Annotated in this window: 14 protein-coding genes; 9 read left to right on the plus strand and 5 right to left on the minus strand. The window is 73.5% G+C overall.

What is annotated here, in order from left to right; all coding sequences use genetic code 11:
* Nucleotides 1-7: 7 nt before the first annotated feature.
* From HT134_RS14825 to HT134_RS14845, 5 genes are all read right to left on the minus strand, one after another.
* Nucleotides 8-1378, minus strand: a complete 1371-nt coding sequence (locus HT134_RS14825) for a GH1 family beta-glucosidase (protein ID WP_175600905.1) — start codon at nucleotides 1376-1378, stop codon at nucleotides 8-10.
* Nucleotides 1375-2178 carry a carbohydrate ABC transporter permease gene (locus HT134_RS14830; RefSeq protein WP_175600906.1) on the minus strand — a complete coding sequence of 268 codons (804 nt, stop codon included), beginning with the start codon at nucleotides 2176-2178 and terminating at the stop codon, nucleotides 1375-1377. The genes HT134_RS14825 and HT134_RS14830 overlap by 4 nt, the downstream gene beginning before the upstream one ends.
* Nucleotides 2175-3134 (minus strand): carbohydrate ABC transporter permease, encoded by a 960-nt coding sequence (locus HT134_RS14835; protein ID WP_175600907.1) that lies wholly within the window; start codon nucleotides 3132-3134, stop codon nucleotides 2175-2177. Before HT134_RS14835 ends, HT134_RS14830 begins: the two co-directional genes overlap by 4 nt.
* Complete coding sequence (locus tag HT134_RS14840; RefSeq protein WP_175600908.1) at nucleotides 3131-4423, minus strand: ABC transporter substrate-binding protein; 1293 nt, start codon at nucleotides 4421-4423, stop codon at nucleotides 3131-3133. Before HT134_RS14840 ends, HT134_RS14835 begins: the two co-directional genes overlap by 4 nt.
* Before the next feature lie 219 nt (nucleotides 4424-4642).
* Entirely contained in the window at nucleotides 4643-5626 is a 984-nt protein-coding gene (locus HT134_RS14845) for a LacI family DNA-binding transcriptional regulator (RefSeq protein ID WP_217707819.1), read from the minus strand.
* 197 nt (nucleotides 5627-5823) lie between these two features.
* Here HT134_RS14845 and HT134_RS14850 point away from each other — a divergent pair, with 197 nt between their 5' ends.
* Genes HT134_RS14850 through HT134_RS14890 form a run of 9 tightly spaced genes read left to right on the plus strand, consistent with a single transcriptional unit; the run spans nucleotide 5824 to nucleotide 15660 of the window.
* Complete coding sequence (locus HT134_RS14850; RefSeq protein ID WP_175600910.1) at nucleotides 5824-7803, plus strand: primary-amine oxidase; 1980 nt, start codon at nucleotides 5824-5826, stop codon at nucleotides 7801-7803.
* Between the two features lie 6 nt (nucleotides 7804-7809).
* Nucleotides 7810-9435 carry an ABC transporter substrate-binding protein gene (locus tag HT134_RS14855; protein ID WP_175600911.1) on the plus strand — a complete coding sequence of 542 codons (1626 nt, stop codon included), beginning with the start codon at nucleotides 7810-7812 and terminating at the stop codon, nucleotides 9433-9435.
* Nucleotides 9436-9440: 5 nt separating this feature from the next.
* On the plus strand, nucleotides 9441-10349 hold the full coding sequence (locus HT134_RS14860) for an ABC transporter permease (protein ID WP_175600912.1): 909 nt from the start codon (nucleotides 9441-9443) through the stop codon (nucleotides 10347-10349).
* 2 nt (nucleotides 10350-10351) lie between these two features.
* Nucleotides 10352-11218 carry an ABC transporter permease gene (locus tag HT134_RS14865; protein ID WP_175601143.1) on the plus strand — a complete coding sequence of 289 codons (867 nt, stop codon included), beginning with the start codon at nucleotides 10352-10354 and terminating at the stop codon, nucleotides 11216-11218.
* The gene (locus tag HT134_RS14870; RefSeq protein WP_175600913.1) at nucleotides 11215-12168 is read left to right on the plus strand and encodes an ABC transporter ATP-binding protein; all 954 of its coding nucleotides are present in this window, start codon (nucleotides 11215-11217) and stop codon (nucleotides 12166-12168) included. The genes HT134_RS14865 and HT134_RS14870 overlap by 4 nt, the downstream gene beginning before the upstream one ends.
* A 40-nt stretch (nucleotides 12169-12208) precedes the next feature.
* Entirely contained in the window at nucleotides 12209-12946 is a 738-nt protein-coding gene (locus HT134_RS14875) for an ATP-binding cassette domain-containing protein (protein ID WP_175600914.1), read from the plus strand.
* A complete protein-coding gene (locus HT134_RS14880) occupies nucleotides 12943-13911 on the plus strand; it encodes a P1 family peptidase (RefSeq protein ID WP_175600915.1) in 969 nt (322 codons plus the stop codon). The genes HT134_RS14875 and HT134_RS14880 overlap by 4 nt, the downstream gene beginning before the upstream one ends.
* 4 nt (nucleotides 13912-13915) lie before the next feature.
* Nucleotides 13916-14590 (plus strand): FMN-binding negative transcriptional regulator, encoded by a 675-nt coding sequence (locus HT134_RS14885; protein WP_175600916.1) that lies wholly within the window; start codon nucleotides 13916-13918, stop codon nucleotides 14588-14590.
* Nucleotides 14587-15660: a C45 family autoproteolytic acyltransferase/hydrolase gene (locus tag HT134_RS14890; RefSeq protein ID WP_175600917.1), complete on the plus strand. Its 1074-nt coding sequence runs from the start codon at nucleotides 14587-14589 to the stop codon at nucleotides 15658-15660. The genes HT134_RS14885 and HT134_RS14890 overlap by 4 nt, the downstream gene beginning before the upstream one ends.
* Nucleotides 15661-15664 lie beyond the last annotated feature (4 nt).

A 15664-nucleotide genomic window follows, 5' to 3' on the forward strand; every position in this document is an offset into this window, starting at 1 on the left:
AAGGAATCTACAGCCCGTTCCTGGCGATCACGTTCCTGAACCACAGCGCGCTGTCCTTCGGTGTACGGGCCTGGGTGGCGTAGTCGACGTGGACGATGCCGAACCGGCGCCGGTAGCCCTCGGCCCACTCGAAGTTGTCCAGCAGCGACCACACGAGGTAGCCGCGCAGGTCGGCGCCCGCCTCGATGGCGCGGTGCGCCTCGCGCAGGTGCCCCTCCAGGAAGGAGACCCGGTCGGCGTCGTGGACCCGGCCGTCCACCACCACGTCCTCGAACGCCGCGCCGTTCTCGGTGACCATGAGCGGGACGCCCGGGTAGTCGCGCGTCAGCCGGACCAGCAGCCGCGACAGCCCGTCGGGCACGATCGGCCAGCCCATGGCCGTGGACGGGGCGTCGGCGGCGCGGAAACCGATGTCCTCCGAGCCCGGCCAGGCGGCGTCGGCCGGCTCGCCGGGGCTCGCCTCGACCACGCAGGGGTTGTAGTAGTTCACGCCGATCTGGTCGATCGGCGCGGCGATCAGCTCCAGGTCGCCGTCCTGGAGGTGGCCGGTGCCGCCGTTGCGCTCGGCCGCCGCCAGCACCGCCTCCGGGTAGCGGCCGTGGACCACGGGGTCGAGGAACTGCCGGGTCAGCAGGGCGTGGACGCGCTCCACGGCCGCCGCGTCCGCCGCGCCCGGCACCGCGGACGGGTCGCCGACCTGGGCGGGGGTGAGCACGGGGGCCGAGTTGACGACGAGCATGAGGTGCTGCGCGCCCCGCTCGCGCAGCCGGGCCGCCGCGAGGCCGTGGCCGAGCAGCAGGTGGTGCGCGGCGCGCATGGCCGCCGCCGGGTCGCGGCGGCCGGGCGCGTGGACGCCGTTGCCGTAGCCGAGGTACGCCGAGACCCACGGCTCGTTCAGCGTCGTCCAGTGGCGCACCCGGTCGCCCAGCCGGGCGTGCACGGCCTCGGCGTAGTCGGCCAGCCGGTGGGCGGTGTCGCGGGCGGTCCACCCGCCGCGGTCCTCCAGCGCCTGGGGCAGGTCCCAGTGGTAGAGCGTGACGTACGGGGTGATGCCGGCGGCCAGCAGCTCGTCCACGAGCCGGTCGTAGAAGGCGAGGCCGCGCGGGTTGGCGGGGCCCGTGCCGTCGGGCTGGACGCGCGGCCAGGCCACGGAGAACCGGTAGGCGGCCAGCCCGAGCTCCCGCATGAGCGCGACGTCGCCGGCGTGGCGGTGGTAGTGGTCGCAGGCGACGTCGCCGGTGTCGCCGCCCGCCACGTTCCCGGGGGTGTGGGAGAAGACGTCCCAGATCGACTGGCCGCGCCCGTCCTCCTTGACCGCCCCCTCGATCTGGTACGAGGCCGTGGCGGCACCCCAGACGAAGTTTTCCGGGAAAATCATCCTTTTACTGCTCCTTGCATGATTCCGCCGATGATCTGCCTGCCGAACAGGGCGAAGACGAGGACGAGGGGGAGGGTGCCGACCGCCGTGCCGGCCAGGCCCAGCACGTAGTCGTTGACGTAGCCGCTGGCCAGGGTGGACAGCGCCACCTGCACGGTCGGGTTGTCGGGGGTGAGGACGACCAGCGGCCAGAAGTAGTCGTTCCAGGCCGACATGAAGGTCAGCATGCCGAGCACCGCCGCCGCGGGCCGCGCGACCGGCAGCACGACGTGCCAGAACAGCCCCCACGTCGTGCACCCGTCCACCCGGCCCGCCTCCAGCAGCTCGCCCGGCAGGGCGCGCGAGAGGAACTGGGTCATGAAGAACACCCCGAATGCGTTGACCAGGGCGGGCACGACCAGCGCGTACATGGTGCCGGTCCACTCCAGCTTCACCATGAGCAGGTAGAGCGGGATGATGCCGAGCTGCGCCGGCACCGTCATGGTCGCGACCGTCACCAGCAGCAGCGCGCCCCGCCCCCGGAAGCGGAGCTTGGCGAACGCGAACCCGGCCAGCGTGGACAGGAACATCACCGCGACCGAGATCGAGCCCGCGACCAGTACCGAGTTGAGCAGCGCCAGGCCGAACGGGACGGTGTCGAAGACGCGGGAGACGTTGGCGAAGAAGTTGCCGCCCGGCAGCAGCGGCGGCGGCACCTGGGCCAGCGCCGAGTTGTGCCGGGAGGCCACGACCACGCTGTAGTAGAGCGGGAAGGCGGAGAAGAAGACCACCGCGACGAGGGTGAGGTAGCGCAGCCTCATGCCAGCCCGCCCCTCATCCGGCGGGTGAGCAGGTAGTTGACGCCCGCGACCAGCACCACGGCGACGAACATGAGCCACGAGGCCGCCGCGGCGTAGCCGAAGTCGAACTTGGTGAAGCCCTGCTCGTAGACGAACAGCGCGAGCGTCTGGTACTGCCGGTCGGGCCCGCCGCTCGCGCCGACGCCGCCCGCGCCGCTGCTCGCGCTGAACAGCAGGGGCTCGGCGATGATCTGCATGGCGCCGATCGTGGAGACCACGACCACGAAGACGATGGTCGGCCGGATCATCGGCAGCGTGATCCTGCGGAGCTGGGTGAACCCGCTCGCGCCGTCGAGGGTGGCCGCCTCGTACAGCTCGCGCGGGACCGCCTGCATGGCCGCCAGGAAGATCAGCGCGTTGTAGCCGGTCCACCGCCACATGATCATCGTCGACAGGGCGACGTGGGAGGTGGCCGTGCCCGCCGCCCAGTCCACGGCGCCGGCCCCGAACCAGGACAGGACCCAGTTGATCAACCCGAAGTCGCGGCCGAAGAGCTGGCTGAAGATGACCACGACCGCGACCACGCTGGTGACGTTGGGCAGCAGCAGCGACACCCGGAACAGCGTCTGGAACCGCAGCGGCCGGTTGAGCAGGTGCGCCAGCCAGATCGCGAGGACGAGCTGCGGCGCGGTGGACAGCACGCCGATGGACAGCGTGTTGAACACGGCGTTCCAGAAGTAGCCGTCGGCCAGCAGCGTGACGTAGTTGGCGGCGCCGACGAACGCGTGCTCGTCCGACAGCAGCGTCCAGTCGTGCAGGCTCACCCAGGCGGTGTAGGCCAGCGGGAACAGCCCGAAGGCGCAGAAGAGCAGCAGGAACGGCGCGACGTAGGCGTACGGCGACACCCTCACGTCGAGGGTGTGCCGCACGCCCCGCCGATGCCGCCGCCGGGCCACGGCGAGAGGCAGAGAGCTCATTTGATCTTCTTGACGTCCTCGAGCACCTGGGCCCAGGCCTGGTCGGGGGTCTGCTTGCCCTGCTCGACCCGGCCCAGGCCGTCGCCGATGACGACGCGGACCTCGGCCTCCTTGGGCCCGAGGTGCTGCGGCTTGAGCGCCTTGGCGGCCTCCGAGTAGATCTTGCCGATGGGCGCGTCGCCGAAGAAGGGCTTGGTGAAGCTCTGGATCGACGGGTCGTCGTACAGGGCCGGGATCGACGGGAACGTGCCCTCCTCCTTGAAGACCTTGGCCTGGTTCTCCTTGGAGGTGAGGAAGTCGATCAGCTCGGCCGCCTCCTTGGGGTGCTTGCTCTGCTTGGGGATCATCAGGTGGGAGCCGCCGCTGTTGCCGGAGCCGCCGGGCACGGTCGCGATGTCCCACTTGCCGGCCGCGTCCTTGGCCTGCTCCTGGATGAAGCCGGTCATCCAGGCCGGGCAGATGATCGTGGCGAACGAGCCCTTGGCGAAGCCGGTGTTCCACGGCGGGGAGAAGGCGGCCAGCTTGGCGGTCAGCTTCTCGGAGGTGAGCTGGTTGGACAGGTCCCACGCCTGCTTCACGGCCGGGTTGGAGCCCACGATGATCTGGTCCTGGTCGTCGTACAGGCCGGTCGGGGCCTGGTTGACCATGGCGCGGAAGATCTCGCCGGGGCTGTCGACGAACTTGGCGCCCGCCACGCCGGACGCCGCGAACTTCCGGCCGGTCTCGATGTACTTGTCCCAGGTCGGCCAGAGCGCGGCCACCTCGGTGCGGTCGGTGGGCAGGCCGGCCTTGGCGAACAGGTCCTTGCGGTAGCACATGGCCAGGCCGCCGACGTCGGTGCCGAGGCCGAGGAGCTGGCCGCCCTGCTTGCTCAGGCCCTGCTGCCACTTCCAGTCGAGGTACTCGCCCTGCCGCCGGTCCAGGCCGTACTGCTTGAGGTCGTGGAACTTGGCGGGCTGGGCGGTGAAGGTGCTGATGTAGCCGACCTCGACGGCCTCGATGTCGTCGGCGCCGGCGTTGGTGGCCAGGCGCTTGACCAGGTTGTTGTGGTGGTCGTTGAACTGGGTGACGTTCTCGGTGATCTCGATGTTCGGGTGGGTCTTCTTGTACTCCTCGTAGAGCGGCTTGAAGCCGAAGTCGCCGAACAGGCCGATGGTGAGCTTGATCTTCTCTCCCGGCTTGGCGGCGGTCCCGGCGGTGTCACCGCCTCCGCCGCCGCAGGCCGTGGCGAGGGCGAGGAGGGAGGCGGTGAGCAGGGGGACGGCCGCGCGCTGGAGGCGAGGGGGCATGGGAACCCTCCGGGGTCGGGGCGGGGGGGAGTGATCCGGCTGAGAGAGCGCTCTCTCGAAAGGGTCGCCAAGCTCACCCATAGGTGTCAATTGCTGTGAGATAACGATCGGAGAGTGTGAGAGAGCGCGTTCACGGCAGCGTGTGGGGGCGATGAGCAGGGAAAGCGCTTGCGCCCTCTGTGGCGGGGGGTGAGGTGGGGCCGTGGAGTCGGCGGGGACTCAGGCGCGGCGGGTGGAGTCGCGGACGATGAGCTCTATGGGGTGGACGCGCTCGGCGCCCCGCTGCGCCCGCCCGGCGAGCAGGTCGAACAGCAGCTCCGCGCACCGCACCCCCGCCTCGCGGGGCCGCAGGTCGATGGAGGTGATGGGCGGGTCGGCGAGCTGCATCGCCTGGCTGTCGACGCACGAGGCGAGGAGCAGGTCGCGGCCGGGGATCCGGCCCTCCTCGCGCAGCAGCGGCCCCAGCCCGGCGGCCGCCCCGGCGGGGCCGCAGACGAGCGCGTCGATCTCCGGCCGCAGCGCCAGCAGCTCCCTGGCCGCGCGGCGGACCTCGTCGGGCGGCGCGTCGAACGGCACCGTGCGCACCCGCGGCTCCAGGTCGTGCCGCGCGCACCAGTCGCGGAACCCGCCCTGCACGGAGGCGGCCCAGTCGCTGGCGTCGCCGGCCACGATGAGCGCGGGGCGGGTCGCGCCCGAGGCGCTCAGGTGGTCCATGAGCGCGCCGACCGTCTCGGCGTGCTGGGACAGCACGACGCCGTCGGCCTGGCCCGCGCCGGGGAAGCGCTCGCAGGTGACGGTGGGCAGGCCGGTGCCCATGAGCCGGGCCACAAGGGGGTCGTCGGCCAGCGGGTCGCCGAGCACCAGGCCGTCGACGCGCGGCGTGCGGCGGCCCGAGGTGATCAGCGTGACGTCGTAGTCGTTGTCGGCCGCGCCCTGCACGACGCCGAACACGAACGCCATGTAGTAGACCGACCGGGTGAGCACCTCCGGCACGTGCAGGCCGATGGTGCCGGTGCTCGCGCGGCGCAGGTGCCGGGCCGAGCCGTTGGGCACGTAGCCGAGGGCGGCGGCGGCCGCCAGCACGCGGGCCTTGGTCTCGGCGGACACCCGGCCCGAGCCCCTGAGCGCGTCGGATGCGGTCGTCTTGGACACCCCCGCCGTCTTGGCGACGGTGAGGAGGGTGGCCGGCTCGTCTGGGCCCACGCCCCCGATGCTAGCGCTCTCCCGAATGTCTTTCGGCCGGTCCGGCTCCGCCCTGGGGTGCCGGATTTCGGCCTGGTTTCTTACCACATTGGGGTCTTGTCCTCCTCTGGCGGCGGAAGTATGTTGACCGACATGCCGGAACGTTCCGGCACCGCAGTGCGACACTGTCGGCACGGCAGCGAAGGGGCGACAGCCGGATGTCATCTGGACGGCGAGTTCTCGGCGTCGGCGAGCGGCCGCACCCGCTCGACCCGCTCGGCGCGCGGGAGATCGAGGACGTCACACGGATCATGACCGAGGACGGCGTGCTGGCGGCCGGCTCCGGCCGGATCTCCTACCTCGGGGTCGAGGAACCGCCCAAGGAGCAGGTCCTCGGCGCGGGCCCGGCTCCCCGGCGCGCCCGCGCCCTGCTCGTCGACCTGGCCACCGAGCAGGCTCACGACGTCGTGGTCTCGCTCACCGACGGCCGGGTCGAGTCGAGCCGGCCGATCGACCCGGTGACCGCCGGTCAGGTCCCCATGCTGGACGAGGAGCACGAGCTGGTCCGCAGGGTGCTCAAGGCCGACGAGGGCTGGGCCGCCGCCCTGGCCCGGCGCGGCCTGGACGCCGGCGCCGAGATCTGGCTCGCCGCCCTGTCGGCCGGCCACTACGGGCTGCCCGGCGAGGAGGGCCGGCGGGTCGCGCGCGTCCTCGCCCACCTGCGGCCCACTCCCGACAGCCTGCCGTGGGCGCACCCGATCGACGGCCTGGTCGCGTACGTGGACCTGCTCAAGGGCACCGTGATCGAGATCGTCGACACGGGCGTCCTGCCGATCCCGGCCGAGCACGGCGACTACCACCTGCCTGGCGCCTTCGGCGAGCCGCGCACCACCCAGCGCCCGATCCACATCACGCAGCCCGAAGGGCCGAGCTTCGCGATCGACGGCAACCTCGTCACCTGGGAGAAGTGGAGCGTCCGGCTCGGCTACGACATGCGCGAGGGCCTGGTGCTGCACCAGATCGCCTTCGACGGCCGGCCGATCGTCTACCGGGCGTCGGTGGCCGAGATGCTGGTGCCCTACGGCGACCCCAGCCGGATCCGGTTCTGGCAGAACTACTTCGACACCGGCGAGTACCAGCTCGGCAAGCTGGCCAACTCCCTGGAGCTGGGCTGCGACTGCCTGGGCGAGATCACCTACTTCGACGTCACCGTGACCGGCGGCGACGGCTCGCCCAAGGCGCTGACCAACGCGATCTGCATGCACGAGGAGGACTTCGGCGTGCTGTGGAAGCACACCGACCCGGCCAACGGCTCCCGCGAGACCAGGCGGCAGCGCAGGCTGGTGATCTCCTTCTTCGTCACGGTCGGCAACTACGACTACGGCTTCTACTGGTACCTCTACCTGGACGGCACGATCGAGCTGGAGGTCAAGGCCACCGGCATCGTGTTCACCGGCGCCTACGACGAGCGCGCCGCGCCGTACGCCTCGCAGGTGGCGCCGGGCCTGGCCGCGCCCTACCACCAGCACCTGTTCTCGGCCCGGCTGGACATGATGGTCGACGGCCCGGCCAACGCCGTGGACGAGGTCGAGGTCGTCCGCCTGCCCATGGACGAGGCCAACCCGTACGGCAACGCCTTCGGCCGGCGCGCCACCCGGCTGCGCACCGAGTCGCAGGGCAGGCGCCAGGCCGACCTGGCCGCCGGCCGCACCTGGCACGTGGTCAACCCGCGGGTCGCCAACCGGCTGGGCGAGCCCGTCGGCTACGCCCTGCATCCCGAGGGCCTGCCCACCCTGCTCGCCCACGAGGACTCCTCGATCCGCTCCCGGGCCGAGTTCGCCACCAGCCACCTGTGGGTGACGCGCTACCATCCGGCGGAACGGTATCCGGCGGGCGACCTGGTCAACCAGCACCCCGGCGGAGCCGGCCTCCCCGCGTACACCGCGGCCGACCGCGACATCGACGGCCAGGACATCGTGCTGTGGCACACGTTCGGGCTGACCCACTTCCCCCGCACCGAGGACTGGCCGATCATGCCGGTCGACACGTGCGGCTTCACCCTCAGGCCCGTCGGATTCTTCGACCGCAACCCCACGCTCGACGTCCCCCCGAGCGCCACCTCCCCGAGCTCCTGCCACACCCCCGTGAACGGCGCCCCGCCCGGCGCCCCCGCCGAGGGCTCCTGCCACCAGAGATGAGGCGTCATGCGATACAGACTGGCCTGCGGGGCCGCCGCCGTGCTCACCGCCACCTCGGCCTGCGCCGGCGGGACCGCCGCCGCCCCCGGCACGCCCGGGGGCGCGGGCGCGGACGCGACGGCCCCGCCCGGATACCTCGCGCTCGCCGACGGCAAGCTGCCCGCGGGCGGCGCGCTCACCTTCGCCGTGCACATCGACAGCGGGGCCGCGACCGGGCTGGACCCCCAGCTCGCCGACGTGGCCACCTCCTGGCAGCTCATGTCGCTGGTGTACGAGACGCTCGTCACCGTCGGCCCCGACTTCGCCCCGAAGCCCGCGCTCGCCGAGAGCTGGGAGACCCCGGACCCGAAGACCTACCTCTTCCACCTGCGCAAGGGCGTGGCCTTTTCCAACGGCCGGGAGATGACCGCCGACGACGTGGTCGGCAGCCTCAGGCGGCTGCTGGCCGCCAAGTCGGTGTGGCGCGGCCAGCTCGGGCCGGTCGAGAAGGTCGTCAAGGTGGACGCCGGCACCGTCAAGGTCACGCTGGCCCGGCCGTACACGCCGTTCCTCGCCGCGCTGGCCAACGTGCCGGCCGCGGTCCTGCCGATGAAGGAGATCGAGGCCGGCTCGCTCGACCCGGCCAAGCAGATGCTCGGCACGGGCCCGTTCAAGGTGAAGGACCACCGCCAGGACGTCTCGTGGTCCTTCGTCCGCAACGAGCACTACTGGGACAAGGGCAAGCCGGCCGCCGACAGCCTGTCCGTCACCATCGCCCCGGAGGAGGCGGCGCGCGTGGCGGCCGTGCAGAACGGCAGCGCCGCCCTCGCCTCGCTCGGCAACGTCGACTCCGCCGCGATGCTGGCCGGCGCGACAGACGTCAAGGTCGCCACCCAGGCGACCACCGACTTCTACTACCTGATGCTCAACTCCAGGAACCCCAAGTTCGCCGACCCCCGGGTCCGGCAGGCGGTGAACATGGCGCTCGACCGCAAGCAGATCGCCGAGGTGGCGCTCGGCGGCCAGGGCAGGCCCACCGGCGTCACCCCGGCGGGCCTGCCCGGCGCCTGCGACCCGGCCACGCTCCCGTCGGCCACCGGCGGCGGCGCGGCCGGGGCCAAGGAGCTGCTCGCCCAGGCCGGCGCCGCGAACCTGTCCTTCACGCTCAGCATCTACGCCACCGAGCCGGCCCCGGCCGTCGCGCAGGTGATCCAGCAGAACCTCCAGCAGGCCGGCGTCACCGTCAAGATCGAGCAGATGGACGAGGCGAGCTGGGCGGGCAAGGTGTACGGCAAGGCGCCGGCCACGTTCGACTCCGCCCTGTCGTGGTTCGCCGGCTACGCCGACCCCGGCATGGTCACCACCTGGTGGAACCCGGACGTGGCGGGCTTCAACCAGGGCTTCATGCGGGCCGACAAGGACCTCAACACGCTCATCGCCAGGGCCGGCGAGACCCCGGCGGGCCCGGAACGGGACAAGGCGCTGGCCGAGGTGTGCGCCAAGGCGGACACCGACTCCCAGATGGTGCCCCTGGTGACCCGCCCGGCCACGATCGCCTACCGAGCCGACGCGGTCAGCCCCAGCCTGTACGCCACCGAGGGGTACGGCAACCTGCTGCGGCTGGTCGCCGACGCCCGCGTCAAGCGGGGCTGAGCGCGATGCGGCTGCTGCTGTGGTGGGGCGGCCGGGCGCTCAGCTCGGCCGTCACGCTCCTCGGCATCTCGGTGCTCATCTTCGCGGCCCTGCGCCTGATGCCCGGCGGGTTCGCCGAGACCATCCTCGGCCCGTTCGCCACGCCGGAGCAGAAGGCGGCGCTGGCCGCCCGCTACGGGCTCGACCAGTCGGTGCTCGCCCAGTACGGGCACTGGCTGGCGGCGGTCGGCACCGGCGACCTCGGCACCTCGATGATCAGCCGCCAGCCGGTCGCGGCCGAGCTGGCGGCGCGGCTGCCGGTGACCGCGCGGCTCACGCTGCTCGCCGTGGCCGCCGCGGTCCTGGCCGGGGTGCCGCTGGGCGTCGTCACCGCCGTGCGCGCCCGGCCCGGCGGTGGCGGCGGCGCCGGCCGGCTGCTGAGCGGCCTCGGCGTGAGCGTCCCGGAGTTCGCGCTGGGCAGCCTCGTCGTCTTCGTGGTCTCCCGGTACGGCCTGCAGACCACCGGATACCTGCTGCCCGCCGCGGTCCTGTCGATCTTCGCCATCTCGGCCACGGCCCGGACGACCCGCGACGCGGTGCTCGGCGTGCTGGTGGAGCAGCACATCACCGCCGCCGTCGCCCGGGGCGAGACGCCGTGGTTCATCGTCAGGCACCACGTCCTGCGCAACGCCGCCGGCCCGGTGCTCACGCTCACGGCGACGGTCACCGCGTACCTGCTGGGCGGCGCGCTGATCGTCGAGTACCTGTTCAACCTGCCCGGCATCGGTTCCTACGTCGTGCAGGCGGTCGGCCGCAGGGACTACGCGGTCGTGCAGGCCGGCGTGCTGCTCGCGGCCGCCGTGTTCATCGTCATGAACGTCCTGGTCGACCTGCTCGTCGGCCTGGTGGACCCGCGGCTCGGGAGGCGCGCGTGAAGATGCTCCGGAGCGGGCGGGCCCGAGCCGAGATTCGCGGCGGGGCGCGGGCCCGCGGGCTCGACCCGCTGTCGCTGGCGGGCCTGGCCTGCCTGCTGCTGCTCGTGCTGCTGGCCCTCGGCTCGCTCGTGGACGCCGCCGGCGACCCCGACGCCATCGTCGGGCCGCGGCTCCGGCCGCCCGGCCCCGGCTGGTGGCTCGGCACCGACAACCTGGGCCGCTCCGTGCTGCCGCGCGTCATGGAGGGCGTGGGCACCACGCTGCTGCTGTCGTCGGCGGCCGTGCTCGTCACCGCCGCGCTGAGCGCCGGCTTCGGCGTCCTCGCCGGCTACCGGGGCGGCTACCTGAACGAGCTGATCATGCGGGTGGTCGAGGTGCTCTACTCGTTCCCGGCGATCGTGCTGGCCGTGCTCGTGGCCGCCGTCGCCGGGCCGGGGCAGCTCGCCGCGCTGGCCGGCATCGTGCTCGTGACCATCCCGCTCATGACCAGGCTCGTGCGGGCCGCCGCCGTGGCCGTGGCCGGGCGCGACTACGTGACGGCCGCCGTCATCAGCGGCGCCCGGCTGCCGCGCGTGCTCGGCCGGCACGTCCTGCCGAACGTGGCCGGGACGATCGCCGTGCAGGGCACGTACGCGCTGTCGGTCGGCATCTCCGTCGAGGGCGGCCTGAGCTTCCTGGGCTTCGGCGTGCAGCCGCCGCAGGCGTCGCTCGGCGTGCTCATCCGGCAGGGTGGGACGTACATGATGGCAGCCCCCTGGCTGATCATCGGGCCGGGCGCCGTGCTGGTGCTGGCCATCCTGTCCATCAACGTGTTCGGCGACGGCCTGCGCGACCGCTTCGAACCGAGGGAGACGAGGTCGCTGGTATGAACCCGCTGCTGGAAGTGGACGGCCTGGTCGTGGACTACGGCCGGGCCCGCGCCCTCGACGGCGCCGACCTGCGGGTGGCGGCCGGGCAGACGGTCGGCGTGGTGGGCGAGAGCGGCTCGGGCAAGTCCACGCTCGGCGCGGCGATCGGCCGCCTGCTGCCCCGCCAGGCCCGGGTCGAGGCGGGCGAGGTACGCGTGGCCGGGGAGAGGGTGCTGGCCCTGCGCCCGGCCGAGCTGCGGCGGCTGCGCCGGAGCCGGCTGGGCTTCGTCTTCCAGGACCCGATCGCCTCGCTCGACCCGACCATGCGGGTGGGGCGGCAGCTACGGCTCGTGCTGGGCCGGACGGGCCGCGACGACGTGGCCGCCCAGCTGGCCCGGGTCGGGCTGGACGCGGACCGGGTCGCCTCCGCGTACCCGCACCAGCTCTCCGGCGGCATGGCGCAGCGGGTGGCGATCGCGCTGGCCATGGCCGCCTCGCCCGAGCTGCTGGTCGCCGACGAGCCGACCGCCTCGCTGGACGCCCAGGTGCGGGAGAAGGTGCTGGACGTGGTGTTCGCGCTCGCGGCCGGGGCGGGGACGAGCATCGTCTGGCTCAGCCACGACCTGCCGGCCGTGGCCCGGCGGTGCGACCGGGTGGCCGTCATGTACGGCGGCCGGGTCGTGGAGTCCGGCCCCGCTGCGGCGGTGCTCGGCGCCCCCGCCCACCCCTACACCGCGGCCCTGGCCGCGTCGGCGCCCGCGGCGGCGCCGCCCGGCGTTCGGCTGCGGCCCGTGCCCGGCCGGCCGCCGGTGCTGACGGGGCCGTCACCGGGGTGCGCCTTCGAGCCGCGCTGCCCGTTCGCCGAGGAACGCTGCGCCGTCGAGCGGCCCGCGCCGGTCCGGGTGGGCGAGCAGGACGCGCTCTGCCACCGGGCCGCCGACCTGACCGGAGAACTGGAGGTGGTCGCGTGACCGGCGGAGCCGGACGGGCCGCGGAGCTGGAGGTGGTCGCGTGATCCTGGAACTGGACGACGTCACGGTGTCCTTCACCACCGGCCCGCCCCTGCGGCGGCGCCGCCTCGACGCCGTGCGCGGCATCTCGCTGGCCGTGGCCGAGGGCGAGACGCTGGGCGTGGTGGGGGAGTCGGGCTCGGGCAAGACCACCACCAGCCGGGTGGCGCTCGGCCTGCGACGGCCCACCTCCGGCACGGTCCGCTTCGACGGCAGGCCGTTCCCGCGCAGGCGCCGCGACCTGGCCGGGCGCATCCAGGCGGTGCTCCAGCACCCCCACTGGTCGCTCAACCCGCGCATGCGCGTCGGGCAGAGCGTCGCCGAGCCGCTGGCCGTGCTCGGCCGGCCCGCCGGCTCGCTGGTGGCCGAGGCGCTGGAGCAGGTCGGCCTCGGCGCCGCCTTCGCCGAGCGCTATCCGCACGAGCTGTCCGGCGGCCAGCGGCAGCGGGTGTCGATCGCCCGCGCGCTGATCACCCGGCCGAGCTTCGTCGTCCTCGACGAGGCGGTCAGCGCCCTCGACGTCTCCGTCCAGGCCCAGATCCTCAACCTGCTGAAGGACCTGCAGGCGGAGTTCGGCTTCAGCGCCCTGTTCATCTCCCACGACCTCGGCGCCGTCCGGTACGTGGCCGACCGGATCGCCGTCATGCGCGACGGCGTGATCGTCGAGACCGCGGACGCCGCCGTCTTCCACACCGCTCCCGAACACCCGTACTCGCGCCAGCTCCTGGAGTCCCTGTGACCCTCGCCCCCGTCTCGTCCTTCAACGCCGGTGTGCCGGGCAACGACGACCTCCCGCTCACCCCCCAGCCCAGCCCCGGCCGCGCCGGCGTGCCGTTCGACCTGCCCGGCGTGTACGTCGGCACCGCCGAGTACGCCGAGGGCCCCACCGGCTGCACCGTCGTGCACGTCCCGGCGGGCGCGCGCACCGCCGTCGACGCCCGCGGCGGCGCGGTCGGCATGAGCGGCGGCTACGACTTCAACCACGCGATCTGCTTCGCGGGCGGCTCGGTGTACGGCCTGGCCGCCGCCGCGGGCGTGAGCGAGGAGCTCCTCGCCCGGCGCGGCAACCAGGTCAGGTGGGACGAGCTGCAGCTCGTCTCCGGCGCGGTGATCTACGACTTCTCCGCCCGGGACAACGCCGTCCACCCCGACGCCGCGCTCGGCCGCGCCGCGCTGCGCGCCGCCCGCGAGGGCGAGTTCCCCGTGGGCAGGTGCGGGGCCGGCATCGGCGCCACCGCCGGGAAGATCGACTTCGGCCGGGCCGAGTACGCCGGGCAGGGCGCCGCGTTCGGCGTCTTCGGCAGCGCCAAGGTGCTGGTGGCGACCGTGATCAACTCCGTGGGCGTGGTCGTGGGCCGCGACGGCGAGATCCTGCGCGGCAACTACCACTCCGGCGAAGGGGTCAGGCGGCACCCGAGCGTGGACTACGCGGACCTCGCGGACGCGCCGGCCGTGATGGGCAACACCACGCTGACCGTCATGGTGACGAACGTGAGCCTGACCGACCGCGACCTCGCCCAGGTGGCGCGCCAGGTGCACAGCTCGATGCACCGCGGCATCCAGCCGTTCCACACCTCCACGGACGGCGACGTGCTGTTCGCCCTCACCACCGACGAGGTGGAGCTGGAGGGGCTCAAGCCGGCGGGCTTCGGCGCGCTGGCCTCGGAGGTGGCCTGGGACGCCGTCCTGAGCGGCGTGGAGTAGGCCGATGCACGTCTTCCCCCGTTACGCGCCCGCCGATCCGGCGCACGCGGCCCGCCTGGTGCGGGAGAACCCGTTCGCGCTCGTGGTCAGCGTCGCGGGCGGCGTGCCCGTGGCCACCCACGCCCCGGTGCTGGTGGAGGAGGCGGGCGGGCCCGGGTTCGAGGGGGCCACGCTGGTCGGCCACCTGGCTCGGGTCAACCCGCAGTGGCGCGCCTGGGAGTCCGCGCCGGAGGCGCTGGTCGTCTTCTCGGGCCCGCACGGGTACGTCTCGCCGACCAGCTACGAGGCGGACCCGGCGGTGCCGACCTGGAACTACGCGGCCGTCCACCTGACGGGCCGGATCGAGGTCCATCCCGACCCGCTGGAGGTGGTGGAGCGGACCGTGGAGGCGATGGAGTCGTCCCGGACGCCGTCGTGGCGGCCCGGCGCGGCCTCCCGTGAGGTGTTCGCCCGGATCGTGTCCGGTGTGGTCGCCTTCCGGGTACGGGTGACGGGGGAGCGCGGCATGTTCAAGCTGAGCCAGGACATCGACGACGGGCGGCGCGCGAGGGTCCGTCGCGACGCGGACCCGGCGCTGGCCGCGCTCATGGACCAGGTGGACCCTCGCCCGGCGGATGCCGGGCAGCAGGCAGGCCCGGCGGGTGCCGGGCGGCAGGCAGGCCCGGAGGTGGCTTCGTGACCAGGTTCCCCGCGTTCACCTCCTCGCGCCCGGACCCGGGCGGGCGCGGCAGGGAGTTCGGGACCCACTGGGGCGCGGCCGTGCGCGCCAACCACGACGGCTACCTGCGGCTGTTCGAGGCGTGCGGGGCCGGGCCCGGGAAGGTCCGCGAGCTGGCCGAGCGGGCGCTGGCCGCGACGGCCGCGTGGGCGCCGGCGCTGGCCGAGGAGATCGGCGGCATCGCGGCCGGCTGCGGCCTGGAGCCCTGGCAGGTGGCCGCCGTCAACGCCCGCACCGAGATCCTCGCGGCGCTGCGGGCCGGCGGCGAGGGCGAGTGCTCGACGGCCGTCGTGCTCGGCGCGGGCCGCTCGCCGCGTACCGTCCAGACCTGGGACTGGCACGACCACCTGCGCGACGCGCCGCTGCTGTGGGCCTTCGAGACGGACGGCGGGCGCCGGGTGCGCACGTTCACCGAGGCCGGGGTGCTGGCCAAGATCGGCGTCAACGGCGCGGGCCTCGGCGTCCACTTCAACATCCTGCGCCACCGCTCCGACCACGCGGACGTCGGCGTGCCCGTCCACCTGGTCGCGCGCCGGATCCTCGGCGAGGCGGCCACGCTGGAGGAGGCCACGCGGATCGCCCGTTCGGCGCGGACGTCGGCGTCCACGGTCGTCACCGTGGTCACCCTGGAGGGGGTCAGGGCGCTGGAGATCTGCCCGGCGGGCGTCGGGGTGGTCGAGGCCGGGGCGAACGGGATCGGCGGCGTGCTGCTGCACACCAACCACTTCCTGGACCCGGGCCTGGCGCGGGGCGAGGACCTCGGCACCGAGCGGCCCGGCACGTACGCCCGGCTGCGCCACCTGGAGGAACGGGCGGACGGCCTGGCCGACCCCGACCTCACGGCGCGGGCCGGGGCGATGACCTGCCACGCCCCGGTGGCGCCGGTGTGCGCCCACCCGGACCCGGAGCTGCCCTTCGACCAGCGCTGGGAGACGCTCGCGGTGATCAGCCTGGATGTGGCCGCGGGCGCCATGCGCGTCCACCGGGGACGGCTCTGCCAGGTCGCCGGGACGACCTGGCAGACGTTCTGAGCCG

The organism is Nonomuraea rhodomycinica, assembly GCF_013363995.1.
GTDB lineage: Bacteria > Actinomycetota > Actinomycetes > Streptosporangiales > Streptosporangiaceae > Nonomuraea > Nonomuraea rhodomycinica.